The following is a 14,591-nucleotide window of genomic DNA, read 5'->3' on the forward strand; positions in this document are numbered from 1 at the left end:
AGCCTGGGGATGAAGGCGAGCGATCGGGTTTGGAATCCCATCCGGTCGTTCCGCTCCACCCTCGATCCTTCCACGAGGGGGAGGAAGGTCGCGCCCCCTCGCCGGCGCTCCCGGAGCGCCGGCGCGCATCCTGGAATGACGATCTTCCGCTTGCCGCTGCGGGAGGGCGGCCTCGCGCCCTGCAACGCCCCCGAAGACCCGTTCCAGGGCGTTGCAGGATGTTGCAGGGCGCGTTGCAGGAGAGGGGTCTGGAACGTTTCATCAGCGTTCCAGGAGGAATCGATGACATTTCATCATTTGTATTGATGATCCGTTCGGCGTAATCGGAGCGTCTCGCGATTTGCCGGAATGCCCCCATGACCCAGGCCAGTGTCACCATGTCCGCGCCGGATGCCAGGCGCCTCGACGCAAGCACCTTCGGGCTTTACGCCGCCACCGTCCTCCTGTGGGGCGTGAGCTGGATCGGGATCCACGCGCAGCTCGGGGTCGTCGCGCCGGAGATGTCGGTGCTGTGGCGCTTCCTGCTCGCCGCTTTGCTCATGTGGGGCTGGGTCGTCGCCACGGGCCATCAGGTGCGCTTCGCGCCCGCCGATCACCTGCGCTTCGCGGCGGTGGGATGCTGCCTGTTCTCGTTCAACTTCATCTCGTTCTATTACGGCGGCCTGAACGTGCCGTCGGGGCTCCTGTCCGTGGTGTTCTCCCTCGCTTCGGTGTTCAACCTGGTGTTGGGCTTCGTCATCTTCCGGCAGAGGGTGGAGCCGCGCGTGGCGCTCGGCGGCCTGATCGGCGTCGCGGGCATCGGGCTCCTGTTCTGGCCGGAGATCACGGGGGCTGGCTTCAACGCGGACGCGCTCAAGGGCCTCGGCCTGTGCGTGATGGGCACCCTGTTCTTCTGCTCGGGCAACATGATCTCGACCGTCGTGCAGCGCCGGGGCGTGCCGCTGCTCTCCGCCACCGCCTGGGGCATGACCTATGGCTGCGTGGTTCTGCTCGTGCTGAACCTGGTGCGCGGCAACGCCTTCGTCATCGAGCCGACGGCGAAGTATATCGGCTCGCTGCTCTACCTCTCGGTCGGCGCGTCGGTGCTGGCCTTCATGGCCTATCTCACCCTGCTGCGCCGCCTCGGAGCCGCGCGGGCGGGGTATTCGACCGTGCTGTTCCCCATCATCGCGCTCGCCGTGTCCACCCTGGTCGAAGGCTACCAGTGGACGGCGCTCGCCGTGATCGGCGTCGCGTTCGCGCTCGTCGGCAACGTGCTGGTGCTGCGCAGGCCCGCCGCGAAGTAGCGCCTATTCCGCGGCGACCGGATAGACCGGGCGCGTCGAGCCCAGGTTGTCGAGCGACTGCTTGATGTGGATGCCCAGCGCATCCGCGAGGGAGTTCTCCTCCCCGCGCGCGCGGATCAGCCCGATCTTGCACGAGGGCAGGGCGGGGAAGCCGTCGGAGGGGCCGAGAATCCGCATGCCCGGGCGCACCGCGCTTTCCGGCAGGACCGACACCGCAAGGCCCGACAGGACCGCCGCGCCGACCGCCGTGGAATGCCAGCTCACATAGGCGATGCGGAAGGGCCGGTCGGCGCTCTCCAGCGCCTCCGTGGCGTAGTGGCGCCAGTCGCAGTTCGGACGGCCGAGCGCCAGCGGGATCGGCTTCTCCTCGTGCACGCCGTGGCGGCCCGACGTGACCCACAGAAGCTGCTCGATGCGCACGATCTCGGACGGGCCGCGCCGGTCCACATGGGTGATGATCGCCAGATCCAAATCGCCGTGCTGCACCCGCTCGATCAGGTTGTGCGTGGGCTCGCACATCACCGTCACCTCGGCCTTCGGGTTCGAGCGCGAGAACCGCGCCAGGATCTCCGGCAGATAGCGGTCGGCGTAGTCGTCTGGGAGGCCGAGGCGCACGCGGCCCGTGAGCTCGTGCTCGCTGAAGGAGGCCATGCATTCCGCGTTCAGGCGCACGATCCGGCGCGCGTAATCGAGCAGCCGCTCGCCCTCGTCTGTGAGCTTGGACAGGCGCCCGTCGCGCTCGAAGATCGGGCGTCCCACCCGGTCCTCCAGGCGCTTCATCTGCATGGACACCGCGCTCTGTGTCTTGTGCACGATCTCCGCCGCGCGGGTGAACGACCCCGTGTCGGCGATCGCCACGAAGGTCCGGAGCTGGTCGATATCGAGCAAATGCATGGCCGTGCCTCATCATCAATTATGCTGATGATACATATCTAAAACAATCGTTTCAAGTGATGAAACGCCCCATGCTATACATCCCTCCTTGATGTGAATTCTACTTTACTATCAAAGCGTTAGCTTTTGCTTGCCCTAAGGGCGCGTTCCATAATGGTACCTGGAACATTCCTGAAACAGCTTGGAACGTTCCAGGGCGCTCCAGAGGGATCTTGAAGGCCACACACGAGCGAAAGGAGACTCGTCATGACCCGGTCTGTAGCGCCCGCCACTGCCTTTCCGGTAGCCCGCATCCTGACTTGGTTCGCACGTTCGCTCGTCTCCCTCGTGAAGGCTTTCAAAGACCGCCGGGAGGTCAGGAATTTGGAGGAGTTCGACGAGCGCATGCTCAGGGATATCGGCCTCACGCGCGGAGATGTGGAAAGCGCTCTGATGGAGCCCATTCATCACCGTCCCTCATGGGTGCTGGTTCGATGTGCGGAGCGGCCCATCCCTATGCGCGGCCCCGCCGCCGTCCGCAATCCACGACCGGTGGTTCCGTTCGCGAGTCGGAGTTAGGACTTCTTCGCGCCTGTTCTCCAGGCCTCGTCGAGAATCGACTGGAGGGACGTGAGATACTCCATCTGCATCTCGCGTCCCTTTTCCATCATCTCTCCCCAGGAGGATGAAGGCGAGGACTCGGGTTCCTGGGGCTTCTCGGGAGTGGGCGCTTGCAGGAAGCTCGTCATCATCTCCTGAAATGGATGAGGGGCTGGCGTCTTCTCAGCCTCCGACCCTTTCAGCCATCCGGACCAAAGTTCGGCCCATGGATTTCCTGTTCGCGCCCTGGACTTCTCATCCGGGCCGGATGACGTGAAGGTCTGGAGGGCGTGCGAGTGCGCCGTCATCCACTGGGACAATCCGCCTGCGAGAAGGCCGGCGTAAAGCGGCAGGATCTGCTGCATGGTCTCGACGCCGATCCCAGCGAAGTCGGCGGCCTGGTGCGCCACGCGGCGGCTTGCCTCGTCCGAGCCGAAAAGCTGGTCGAGCAGGCGCCTGCCCTCCTGCTGGGCCTGCGAGGAGAAGGTGCGCCCGGCCATCTGCCAGAACTGCTGGTAGCCGCCGCCCATCAGCGATTGCACAAAGCGGTTGGGATCCTGGGTCATGGCATGCTGCAGGCCCATGACGAAGGCCGGCATGAGAGCGGCCATGGCTCGCTGCCGCTGCTCGCCTGAGAGCTGGAACTGACGCGCCAATGCCTCGAAGCCAGCTTGGGTCTGGGCCTGTCGCATTAGGTCGAACCAGTTGAACATGACAGGCTCCTCGAAAGCTCGGTACCGGGCTTGCCCCTTTATGGGATCGGGACAGCTTGCCTCTCCAGACGCCGGATTGTCCAGAACGCAGTGATGATGGCTGCGATTCCGAAAACGATCGATCCGGCGCCGATGCCGAGCAGGGCTCCTTTCGGGCCGCCGACCTGCGCTCCAAAATAGGCAAAGGGGATCATGCCGAGAGTTGCCCGTCCCCAGTTGAAGAGGGTCGATAGCAGGGGATAGCCGAGATTGTTGAAGGAGGCATTGGCGACGAAGACGAGGCTGACGAAGAACCAGATGAACCCGCTCAGCTGACAGAAGAATTTCACCAGCTCGGCGGTCAGTGGCGGCGCATTGAACGCGATGACGACAAGATCCTGCAGCAGGAACAGCAGGAGCCACACTCCCAGTACATAAGCGATCATGAAGGTGAGAGAATCTTTCAACGTCTGCTTCATGCGGTCGTAGCGCCTCGCGCCCCAGTTCTGCCCCAGGACCGGGCCGATGGCCCCCGCCAGCGCGAAGACGCCAGCGAAGGAAACCGGAACGACTCGGTCGATGATGGCGGAGGCCGCAATGGCCTGATCGCCGAACTGAGCCATGATGCTGGTGAAGAAGGCATTTGCGGCAGGGGCGGCGAGATTGGTGAGGATGGCCGGGATGGCGATGGCGAAGAACGGCCTCGCATCGCGGACCACCGATTGCAGGGCGGGCCTCGCAAGCAGCCGATGGGCTCGGGTGACATAGACATAGCCGACATAGAAATAGACCACGCGCGCGAGGCTGATGGTGAGCGCGGCACCGTCGGCCTTCAGATCCAGGACGAAGATCGTGATGGGGTCGAGGAGAACCGTGACGATGGCGACCGAGAGGGTCGCGTACATGCTGCGCTTGGCGTCGCCCGCAGCCCGCAGCACGGTGGAGAATGCCATCCCGACTGACATCAAGGCATTCGTCGGCAGGGCGATCCAGAGGAAGCTCCGTGCCACGTCGTAGGCCGAGCCGCTCGCGCCCATCGCTCCGAGAATCTGAGGCAGGAACGGGAGCGTTAACAGGCTGACGACCGCACCGATCGCAGCCATGAGAAGGGTGCCGGAGGTCGCGAGGCGTCGTGCATCGTCGGACTGGCGTGCGCCGAGAGCGCGCGACACGAGCGCTCCGATGGGGATCATCAGGCCAACATTGATGGACACCGTGAAGAACATTACGACGGTCGCCAAACCGACGCCCGCCGTCATGCTCGGATCGTCGAGCCATGAAATGTAGAGCAACGAGACGAGATCCACAATGAAGATGGCGATCAGGCCGGCCGCGCCCGTTCCCGTCATCACGAGGACGTGGCGCATGGTCGAGCCCTGCACGAAGACAGGCGTATGGGCGCGCTCCTCCGCCGTGCGCTCTGCAGGGGTGGCGTCCATCAGAGGGCTCCCTCGCCGAGAATGTCACGTGTTTCAGGACTCAAGGCTTTGGCCTTCCCCGTCGGGGAGGTGAGTGGCTCAGGCGTGATCCTGGCTCCCACGACCAGCTCGGTACCATAACTGGCGCCGATTTCCTTCTGCAGGAACAGGCGTGCGATATCGCGCTTGCGTACGTCGAGCGCCGCGCCGGCGGCGGTTTCCGCTTCGACGCCGAGCTCTTCGAGTGCCGAGCGGCCGAAGACGATGGCGGACTCGAACGTTTCGCGAATCTGGTAATCGATTCCGATCTTCAACAGCCTGACGGCATGAATGCGGTCGAAGGCGCGCACGAAGCTGCGGGCATTCGGAAAATTCCCGTGAATGATCTCGGCGATCCTCTCGGTCGTTTCGGGGTTATCCGTGCAGACGCAGATCATCTCCGCCTTTTCGGCGCCAGCTGCCCGCAGCACATCGAGGCGTGTTCCATCCCCGTAATAGATCTTGAGGCCGAAACGGGCGGCATCGCGCACGCGCTCCACGTTGCTGTCTATGACCGTGGCGTCGATGTTCTGCGACAGCAGCACCTGGTTGACGATCTGCCCGAAGCGTCCGAAGCCGATCACGAGCACCCTGCTCGAAAGCTCGCCTTCCTGCCCCATCAGATCAACCATGCCCGAGGCCTCGGCTCTTTCTGGGCGGGAGAGCAGGGCCCTTTCGACGAGGGTCGAGAAAACCGGGCCGAGCAGCATCGTGATGGCTGCAAGCGCCGTCACGGTTTGCGCATCGCCCTGAGACATCAATCCGGCGCCGGTGGCGACGGGCAGGAGGACGAAAGCGAACTCGCCGGCGGTGCAGAGAAGCGTTCCGGAGCGCAGCCCTTCGCGCCACGTGGCCCCGAACAGCCGCGAGAGAACGGTGATCAGGATGGTTTTTCCGGCGATCACCAGCGGTGCAGCGAGGGCCAGCAACGTCCATTGCCGCTGGACAAGGGCGAGGTCGATGGACATGCCCACACTCATGAAGAACAGGCCGAGCAGCATGCCGCGAAAGGGTTCGATGTCGGCCTCGAGTTGGTGGCGGAAGTTCGATTCGGCCAGCAGCAATCCTGCCAGGAAGGCGCCCATGGCCATGGAGAGGCCGACCTCCTCCATGAGCAGGGCCGCTCCCAGCACCACCAGCAGCGCCGATGCGGTCATAACCTCGCGGGAGCCGGTGCGCGCCAGAATGCGAAAGAACGGGTTCAGGCCATAGCGCCCGACCAGAACCACCGCTGCGATGGCGGCCGCTGCCTCCCCAGCGGCCAGGAGGCGCTCCAGGATCGAGCTTTCCGCGGTGGCTATGCCGGAGGACAGCAGCGGCAGAATGGCGAGGATGGGGACGACCGAGAGGTCCTGAAACAGCAGGATCGCGAAGGAGCGTTGTCCGTAAGGCGTTTGGAGGTCATTGCGCTCTTCCAGCATCTGAAGGGCGATGGCAGTTGCTGAGAGCGCCACCGCGATGCCGATGACAACGGAGGCTTTGGGCCCGAAGCCGATGGCTAGTGCTGCTCCGCCGAGGCAGAGAGCTGTAATTGCCATTTGGGCGAAGCCCAGCCCGAAGATGTCCCGCTTCATGGACCAGAGGTGGGAGAGCTTCAGCTCCAGCCCGATGATGAAGAGCAGAAGCACCACGCCGAGTTCCGCCACGGTCGCGACGGTCCCCGGGTCTCCCACGAGGCTCAGGCCTGACGGACCGATCGCGATTCCCGCTGCCAGATAGCCGAGCACGGCGCTCAGGCCGAAGAAGCGGAAGATGGGCACGGCAATGACCGCCGCCCCGCAGAAGGTCAGGATGGGAGGCAGAAAACTGACATGGGAGGCTGGGTTGGCCATCGGTGATCGGATCCGGTGAGCGGTCATCCCATTTTAGGGAAGCTTGCCCTTTCTAGGGTGTCTCAGCGGGAAGGGCGAGCCCTTCTTGAGAATGTCTCAGCCGCGAATTACCGTCGCTCCCGCTTGACAGGAGGGGCCTCGTCTCGCCACATCGCGGGATCATGACGAAGCCAGCCCTCGACATTCTGCTTTGCGCCCCGCGCGGCTTCTGCGCCGGAGTCGTCCGCGCCATCGACGCCGTCGAAAAGGCGCTGACGATCCATGGAGCGCCGGTCTACGTGCGCCACGAGATCGTGCACAACAAATACGTGGTGGAGAACCTGAAGCGGAAGGGAGCAGTCTTCGTGCGGGAACTCGACGAGATCCCCGACACCGAGGCTCCCGTCATCTTTTCGGCCCATGGGGTCCCGAAATCGGTGCCGGAAGCCGCACAGGCTCGCAACCTCTTCGCCGTCGACGCTACCTGCCCGCTGGTGACCAAGGTCCACCGGGAGGCGCAGGTCCATCACAAGCGGGGGCGGCACATCATCCTTATCGGCCATGCGGGCCATCCGGAAGTGGTCGGCACCATGGGACAGCTGCCGAAAGGCGCGGCAACCCTCGTCGAGACCGTGGGCGACATCGCTCGGCTGCAGCCCGAGGACCCGGACAACCTAGCTTTCGTGACCCAGACGACCCTGTCCGTCGACGATACCCAGGACATGGTGGACGCCCTGAGGGAGCGCTTCCCCTCCATCGTCGGGCCGCACAAGGAGGACATCTGCTACGCCACCACCAACCGCCAAGGAGCGGTCAAGCGCGTCGCGCCCCGAGTCGACGCGATGATCGTGGTGGGCTCGCCCAATTCCTCCAACTCTCAGCGCCTGCGCGAAGTAGCCGAGCGGGAGGGATGCCCGCTCGTGCGCCTCATCCTGCGGGCGGAGGATATCGATTGGTCGCTGTTCGGGAACATCCGCAGCCTCGGCATCACCGCCGGCGCGTCCGCGCCGGAAATCCTAGTGGAAGAGATCATCGATGCCTTTGCAGAACGCTACGAGGTTTCGGTAGAAAGCGTGTCGACGGCGGACGAGAGCGTGTTCTTTCCTCTGCCGCGCGAATTGCGTGAGCAGGCGGCGGAGTAAAAGGTGGCAGTCTACACGGAAGTCAGCGACGAGGAGCTCGCAAGCTTTCTCGATACCTACGATATCGGCGCGGTCCTCTCCTACAAGGGGATCGCCGAGGGCGTGGAGAACACGAATTATTTCCTCCACACTACTGAAGGCTCCTACATCCTGACCCTGTACGAGAAGCGGGTGAAGGAGGCCGACCTTCCGTTCTTCCTCGGGCTCATGCAGCACCTAGCGAACAAGGGCCTGAACTGTCCGCTGCCGGTCAACAACCGTCAGGGGCAGGCCCTCGGCCGGATTGCGGGGCGGCCCGCCGTGATCATCACCTTCCTGGAAGGCGTCGCCGTCCGCCGCCCCACCGCCAGGCATTGCGAGGCCCTGGGTGGGGCTCTGGCCAGACTCCACCTGGCCGGACAGGATTTCGCCATGAGCCGGCCGAATGCCCTGTCGCTCGACGGCTGGGCTCCTCTCTTCGCGCAGGCTGAGGCGCAGGCCGATACCGTTGCCGGCGGACTGGCCGACAGGACCCGGCGCGAGCTCGCCTATCTACAGGAGGTATGGCCGACTAGTCTGCCCACCGGCACCATTCACGCCGATCTCTTCACCGACAACGTGTTCTTCATCGGCACCGAAGTCTCGGGGCTGATCGATTTCTACTTCGCCTGCACCGATGCTTTCGCCTACGACGTGGCCATTTGCCTGAACGCCTGGTGTTTCGAGCAGGACGGCTCGTTCAACCTCACGAAGGGACAGGCCATACTGGCGGGCTATCAGGCCGTCCGGCGGCTCTCCGGAGAGGAGGTCGAGGCCCTGCCGGTCCTCTGCCGCGGCTCGGCCATGCGCTTCATGCTGACCCGCCTCGTGGACTGGCTCAACGTGCCGCCCGGTGCGCTCGTGAAGCCGAAAGACCCGCTGGAATACGACCGCAAGCTCCATTTCCACCGGCATGTGAAGCACGCCCGAGAATATGGGCTCGAGGCATGAGAAATCCTGAGCGCGTCCTGATCTATACTGACGGCGCCTGCTCGGGAAATCCTGGGCCGGGCGGCTGGGCGGCAATCCTGTTCTTCAAGGGCAGCGAGAAGGAGATTTCCGGCGGAGAGGATCATACTACCAACAACCGCATGGAAATCACGGCTGCGATTGAAGGGCTCAACGCCCTTAAGCGACCCTGCGCCGTGGATCTCTTCACGGATTCCCAGTATGTGCGCCAGGGCATCACCCAATGGATGCACAACTGGAAGCGCCGCGGCTGGCGCACCGCCGACAACAAGCCGGTGAAGAACGAGGATCTGTGGCGCGCCCTCGACGAGGCTGCATCCCGCCACGACGTAGCCTGGCACTGGGTCAAGGGCCACGCGGACGATCCCACCAACATCCGCGTCGACGAGCTTGCGGTCGCCGCCATGCAGCCTTTTAAAAAGAGGCACGCAAGATAAAGGCCCCTGCGCGCATTCAGGCGGCAAGGACCTTCCCGTTCGGCGGCTGAGGAGATCAGAGGTCCTTCAGGATGTTCTCCGCGCCCGATACCTGAGCCTTGGACGGCGTATCTTCCACGTTGATGGCCTTCACCACACCGTCGTCCACCACCATGGAATAGCGCTGGGAGCGAATGCCGAGGCCGAAGCCAGTGCCGTCCATAGTCAGTTTGATGGCCTTGGCGAAGTCGCCGTTGCCGTCGGACAAGAACTCGATACCGTCGGCGCCTGCGGATTTGGCCCATGCGTCCATGACGAACACATCGTTGACGGCGGTGACCAGGATGGCATCGGCGCCTTTGCCCTTGATCTCCTCGGCGCGCTGCACGTAACCGGGCAGGTGGTTGCGATGGCAGGTGGGAGTAAAGGCTCCCGGAACCGCCACGAGCACCACCTTTCGTCCCTTGAAGAGATCGTCCGTCGTCTTGGCGATCGGTCCGTCCGGGGTCATGACACGAAAGGTCACCTGGGGGAGGCGTTCTCCGACCTGAATGGCCATGCACTTTGCTCCAAGCTGTTGATTGAGGATCGTCCCTACTAGCGCGGCTGTTCGCCGCCGTCGAGGCTCACCTGCGTCTCGATGGCCTCATCCCCAGCGACGAGTGTGAGGGTGAGGGGAGCGGGGCCTGACGCATCCTTGGGTTTCTCCTCGACGGTCACGGTGAAGCGACCGGCGCCCTCTTCGGGTGATGTCGAGACGTACCAGTTCTCCGGACCTTCGGCGAAAAGGACGGGCTTCGTCCCGATTGGGGTCCGAACGGAGACAGACAGAGCGAGGGGCTCTCCGGCCTTCGGTTGCACGGACAGCACCGCCAGTGGGCCTTGTGCGCCCAGGGCCTGCTTGCGCGGGACCTTGGCCATGGCCTGCTCGATCTCGATGCGGTCGGGGCCGGAGTCGGTGAGGGCCAGGGACAGGTCCGCGTGAGCCGGAATGCAGATGTCCTTGCAGACACCGTAATCCACAGTGAGCGCGAGCTTGACCGGCCTGTCCGCGACTTTGGACTCCACCAGAAGCGGCAGGATCACCTTCTGGCTGTAGACATAGGCGATCCCGGCCGCATCCTCATAACGTTTGGGAGCGGGCCACCGGACTTCGACATCTGCCACATTCTCCGAAGCCGACCAGTCGAAGCTCGGCGGCAGGCCGGATTCGCCGGGATTGCGCCAATAGGTCTTGAAGCCCGGATCAAGGGTGATTTCAATTCCGGCGAGCCACCGCTCGCCCTGCCTGCCTCCGGACAAGAGCCGCACCTGCGAATGGAATCCCTGCGCCGATGTCACGGGAGGGGGGGACTGTCCAAATCCGGGGAAAGAGGACAGAATCATAAAAACGATAGCTGCGGCGATGCGGAATGTGGTTGTCATGGAACTGACGCCTCCCTGAGGCGCTTCCTTTATGCGTTTTCTATTCGGGTCTGCCATCCACGATCCCGTGATCGGGTTGCAGGCCCAGCAAGGCAGAATCGAGACATGAGCTTTCAGCAAGATCCCTATGGCGCCGGCTCCCCCTATCTCGACGGGCAATTGCTGGTGGCAATGCCTGGCATGATGGACGAGCGCTTCGCTCGCGCAGTGATCTATGTCTGCGCCCATTCGTCGGAGGGGGCGATGGGGATCATTCTGAACCGTCCTGCCGCAAACGTGAACATGTCCGACCTTCTGGTCCAGCTTGAGATCGTCCCCGAGCTTGAGCGTATCCATCTCCCGGAAAAGGTGGGGCGCATGCAGGTTCTCATGGGTGGTCCGGTCGAGACGAGCCGCGGCTTCGTGCTGCATTCACCGGATTTTCACATTGCCCAATCGACGCTGCCCATCGACGACGGTGTATGCCTGACAGCCACCATCGACATCCTCCGGGCCATCGCCCAGGGTCGGGGTCCTCAGAACGCGGTCCTCGCCCTCGGCTATGCGGGCTGGGGCGCTGGCCAGCTTGAGCTCGAGCTTCAGGCCAACGGCTGGCTTAACTGCCCCGCCGATGCCGAGCTGATCTTCAGCGCGCCCGCCGATATCCGCTACGAGATGGCCCTGCGCCGGATCGGCATCGAGCCCGCCATGCTGTCGATGCAGGCAGGCCACGCCTAAGCATCGGACGTTGAAGTGAATTGCGCATTTGGGAGCGAACCGACGCTCCCTCTCTTGGCTGGCGCATCGTTCAATAGGTCTCTCCGGGTCCGCACGATGCACTGATCAAGCGGCTTCCGTCGTCGCCGCGCCTACGAGCTGGCGGGCCTGCGTGACCGACATCGGCTCTCCGAAGACAGGGCCTTGCGCATATTCACAGCCGAGCTGGTAGAGCTCGATGGCTTCCGACTCGCTCTCCGCACCTTCCGCGATGATCTCCATGCCGAGCTCGTGTGCCATCTTGATGATGGAGCGCAGGATGACCGGATTGCCCGACGCCATCTGCCGCACGAACGACTCGTCGATCTTGATCGTGTCAAACGGGAAGCGGAGCAGATAGGAGAGGGCGGAGTAGCCCGTGCCGAAATCGTCGAGAGAGAGACCGGCGCCGAGATCCTTCAGGCGGTCCAGCATCTGTGCCGAATATTCCGGGTTCTCCATCACGAGACTTTCCGTCATCTCGATCTTGAGTGAACCGGGCAGAACGCGTGTGCGGGCAATCACGGTTTTCACTTCCTGCAAAAGGTCGTGGCGCAGGAGGTGGTGGCTCGACATGTTGACACTGGCGAAGATCGGAGGCTCCACCTCCAGGGCGCCCTGCCAGATGGCGAGTTCGCGCGCGGTCTGCTCCAGCAGGAACACGCTCAGCTTGACGATGAGGCCCGTCTCCTCGGCGATGGAGATGAAGTCGTTGGGAGAGATGCGGCCGAGGCGCGGGTGATCCCAGCGCAGCATGGATTCGAAGCCCGCGATGGTCCGGTCCTCGATCCGCACGATGGGCTTGAACAGAACCTTCATCTCATTGCGCTCGAGCGCATGGCGCAGATCGCTTTCCATCGTAAAGTGATCGCTGCGATCCGAACGCATCGTGGGACGGAACACCTCGATGCGGTCGCCGCCATGCCGCCGGGCATGGGCCATGGCGATCTCGGCGTTGCGCAGCACCTCCTCGCGGCGCGCGGCGATCTGGGGATCATGCAGGGCGATGCCGATGGAGGCGGTGAGGAAGATCTCGCGGTCGGCATAGGTGACCGGGGTGGTCACGACGCGCCGGACCATGTCGGCGAAAGCAATGATGCGGTCCGTCTCGCGTTCGGAGAGCAGGATGATCGCGAACTCGTCTCCCGAGATGCGCGCCAGCGTGTCCTGTGGCTTGAGGAGGCGGCTGAGGCGGCGCGACAGCGTGAGCAGGATCGAGTCGCCGGCGCCATAGCCGGACTGATCGTTCGTATCCTTGAACTTGTCGATATCGATCACGAGCACGGTCGGACGCAAAGTGTCGTCCTGACTCGCAAAAGTGAGAGCGGCTTCGAGGCGATCGTAGAAGAGCTGGCGGTTCGGCAGGCTCGTCAGGTTGTCGTGAACGGCGTCGTGCAGCAGGCGCTCTTCGGCATTCTTGCTGCTCGTGACATCGGACAGGGTGCCGATGATGCGAATGACCTCGCCGTCGGAGCCGATCACCGGGCGGGCTTTCAGGCGGAACCAATGATGCGCATTCGACGAGGAGCGCAGGCGGAAATCCTGCACAAGACGCCCGCGGCGCTGCTCGATCACCGTGTCGAGCGCAAGGCGATAGCGATCCTTGTCAAAGGGATGGATCAGGTCGAGCCAGGCCGAAGCCGGCCCCTCAAGAGCGCCGCGTTTCAGTCCCAGCTGATGCTCGATGTCCGGGCTGACGAAGATGTTGTCAGAAACCACGTCCCAATCGAACACGATGTCGCCGGCTCCGGCGAGGGCAAGCGCACGGCGCTCGGCGTCGTTGACGAAACCGCGTGCGAAGCCGCCCCCGGCGAAGGCATGCTGCATTACCGTGAAGCCGATGAGCATGACGATCAGGACAAGGCCGCCGATGAGCGCAGGCGGCACAAGATCCGAATTCAGCTGACCGAGAATCGTGAAGCTCGCCGCCACCGTCCAGGCAATCAGCAGAAGCCAGGTGGGCACGAGCATGATCGCTCGGTCATAGCCATGCGTCGCCAGATGGATGACGAGGACGAAGCCAATGCCGGCCACGGCGGCAATGGACATGCGGGCTACGCCGGACGCCACTGAAGCATCGACGACGGCAAGCAGCAGGAGACCGCCGAGGAATGCCAGCCAGAAGGCCGTCACGTGGCTGTAGCGTACGTGCCAGCGGTTCAGATTGAGATAGGCGAAGAGGAACACGAGCAGGGTCGCCGCGAGCACGGCTTCCGCTCCGGCCCGGTAGATCTGCTCCGTTGCCTCCGAAATCGGAAACACGCGCTGGAAGAAGCCAAAATCGATGCTCGCATAGGCCAGCACCGCCCAGGCCAGAGCTGCGGCTGCCGGGAAGATCAGGGCGCCTTTCACCACGAACACGATGGTGAGAAACAGAGCAAGGAGGCCTGCGATGCCGATGATAATGCCCTTGTAGAGCGTCAGGCCGTTGACGCGTTCCTTGTAGGCGGCGGCGTCCCAGAGATGGATCTGGGGAAGATTGTCGGTGCGCAATTCCGCCACGAAAGTGACGGTCGTGCCCGGGTCGAGGGTAATGAGGAACACGTCCGCATCGGGACTGTCGTCCCGCTCAGGACGTATGCCCTGACTGGCCGTGACGGCGGCGATGCGCGAGGATCCGAGATCGGGCCAGAGAACACCGGAGCCATTCAGCCGGAAATGCGGAGCCACAAGCAGACGATCCACCTGCTCATCGGTGTCGTTGGTCAGCGCGAAGACGATCCAGTCGGGGCGGGTGCCGGCCTCACGCGCCTTCACGGCGATGCGGCGCACGATGCCGTCGCGGCCCGGTGCCGTGGAAATGCGGATCTCGTCTCCATCCGATTTGTAGCGCTCGATGGCGGGGGTGAGGTCGATCGCCTTCATCTTGGGATCGACGCGTACGGACTCCACCGCCCAGCCGGTTGCCGGCCAAGTGAGCCCCATAACAGCCGCCAGAAGAAAGGCTATGGCGAAAGATACGATCCGCAATGCTTCGGTTCTTTCGTCCGGTCCAAAGGTGAAAGACGAATTGGTACCGGTCAGGGAGCTTGAGGGCAAGTCAAAGCCCCAGGGAGCCCCCACTTGTCCGCACGACTCGCTATTTATCGTTAACCACGCGCATGAAGTCAGTTTGCGGCGGGATTGAGGAGAAAAAGTTCATGCCCTAGCGGCAGGGCGCGGATCGA

13 protein-coding genes are annotated in these 14,591 nt (G+C 63.5%); 6 read left to right on the forward strand and 7 right to left on the reverse strand.

The window, feature by feature from the left end:
* The first annotated feature begins 356 nt into the window (after nt 1–356).
* Nucleotides 357–1,286 (forward strand): DMT family transporter, encoded by a 930-nt coding sequence (locus GR328_RS19730; RefSeq protein ID WP_160886838.1) that lies wholly within the window; start codon nt 357–359, stop codon nt 1,284–1,286.
* 3 nt (nt 1,287–1,289) lie between these two features.
* On the opposite strand, the gene GR328_RS19735 is transcribed toward GR328_RS19730, so the two are convergent.
* Entirely contained in the window at nt 1,290–2,180 is an 891-nt protein-coding gene (locus GR328_RS19735; protein WP_160886840.1) for a LysR substrate-binding domain-containing protein, read from the reverse strand.
* 246 nt (nt 2,181–2,426) lie between these two features.
* Here GR328_RS19735 and GR328_RS19740 point away from each other — a divergent pair, with 246 nt between their 5' ends.
* On the forward strand, nt 2,427–2,738 hold the full coding sequence (locus GR328_RS19740) for a DUF1127 domain-containing protein (protein WP_160886842.1): 312 nt from the start codon (nt 2,427–2,429) through the stop codon (nt 2,736–2,738).
* Here GR328_RS19740 and GR328_RS19745 read toward each other — a convergent pair.
* Genes GR328_RS19745 through GR328_RS19755 form a run of 3 tightly spaced genes read right to left on the reverse strand, consistent with a single transcriptional unit; the run spans nt 2,735 to nt 6,740 of the window.
* Nucleotides 2,735–3,472 (reverse strand): DUF937 domain-containing protein, encoded by a 738-nt coding sequence (locus GR328_RS19745; RefSeq protein ID WP_160886844.1) that lies wholly within the window; start codon nt 3,470–3,472, stop codon nt 2,735–2,737. The genes GR328_RS19740 and GR328_RS19745 overlap by 4 nt on opposite strands.
* A gap of 38 nt (nt 3,473–3,510) precedes the next feature.
* Nucleotides 3,511–4,890: an MATE family efflux transporter gene (locus GR328_RS19750; RefSeq protein ID WP_160886846.1), complete on the reverse strand. Its 1,380-nt coding sequence runs from the start codon at nt 4,888–4,890 to the stop codon at nt 3,511–3,513.
* Nucleotides 4,890–6,740, reverse strand: a complete 1,851-nt coding sequence (locus tag GR328_RS19755) for a monovalent cation:proton antiporter-2 (CPA2) family protein (protein ID WP_160886848.1) — start codon at nt 6,738–6,740, stop codon at nt 4,890–4,892. Before GR328_RS19755 ends, GR328_RS19750 begins: the two co-directional genes overlap by 1 nt.
* Before the next feature lie 161 nt (nt 6,741–6,901).
* On the opposite strand from GR328_RS19755, the gene ispH reads away from it, so the two are divergent.
* The 3 genes from ispH to rnhA are packed head-to-tail and all read left to right on the forward strand — an operon-like array spanning nt 6,902 to nt 9,285.
* The gene (ispH, locus tag GR328_RS19760) at nt 6,902–7,861 is read left to right on the forward strand and encodes a 4-hydroxy-3-methylbut-2-enyl diphosphate reductase (protein ID WP_160886850.1); all 960 of its coding nucleotides are present in this window, start codon (nt 6,902–6,904) and stop codon (nt 7,859–7,861) included.
* 3 nt (nt 7,862–7,864) lie between these two features.
* The gene (locus tag GR328_RS19765; protein ID WP_160886851.1) at nt 7,865–8,830 is read left to right on the forward strand and encodes a homoserine kinase; all 966 of its coding nucleotides are present in this window, start codon (nt 7,865–7,867) and stop codon (nt 8,828–8,830) included.
* Nucleotides 8,827–9,285, forward strand: a complete 459-nt coding sequence (rnhA, locus tag GR328_RS19770; protein ID WP_160886853.1) for a ribonuclease HI — start codon at nt 8,827–8,829, stop codon at nt 9,283–9,285. Before GR328_RS19765 ends, rnhA begins: the two co-directional genes overlap by 4 nt.
* 55 nt (nt 9,286–9,340) lie before the next feature.
* Here rnhA and GR328_RS19775 read toward each other — a convergent pair whose 3' ends face one another.
* Both GR328_RS19775 and GR328_RS19780 read right to left on the reverse strand, forming a co-directional pair.
* Nucleotides 9,341–9,823, reverse strand: coding sequence for a peroxiredoxin (locus GR328_RS19775; protein ID WP_160886855.1), 483 nt, complete (start codon nt 9,821–9,823; stop codon nt 9,341–9,343).
* A 38-nt stretch (nt 9,824–9,861) separates the two neighbouring features.
* Nucleotides 9,862–10,566: a protein-disulfide reductase DsbD domain-containing protein gene (locus GR328_RS19780; protein ID WP_160886857.1), complete on the reverse strand. Its 705-nt coding sequence runs from the start codon at nt 10,564–10,566 to the stop codon at nt 9,862–9,864.
* A 228-nt stretch (nt 10,567–10,794) separates the two neighbouring features.
* Here GR328_RS19780 and GR328_RS19785 point away from each other — a divergent pair, with 228 nt between their 5' ends.
* Nucleotides 10,795–11,406: a YqgE/AlgH family protein gene (locus GR328_RS19785; protein WP_160886859.1), complete on the forward strand. Its 612-nt coding sequence runs from the start codon at nt 10,795–10,797 to the stop codon at nt 11,404–11,406.
* Between the two features lie 105 nt (nt 11,407–11,511).
* Here the strand turns inward: GR328_RS19785 and GR328_RS19790 are convergent, their stop codons facing one another.
* Entirely contained in the window at nt 11,512–14,349 is a 2,838-nt protein-coding gene (locus GR328_RS19790; protein ID WP_160886953.1) for an EAL domain-containing protein, read from the reverse strand.
* Nucleotides 14,350–14,591 lie beyond the last annotated feature (242 nt).

Source organism: Microvirga makkahensis (assembly GCF_009830105.1).
Classification (GTDB): Bacteria; Pseudomonadota; Alphaproteobacteria; order Rhizobiales; family Beijerinckiaceae; genus Microvirga; species Microvirga makkahensis.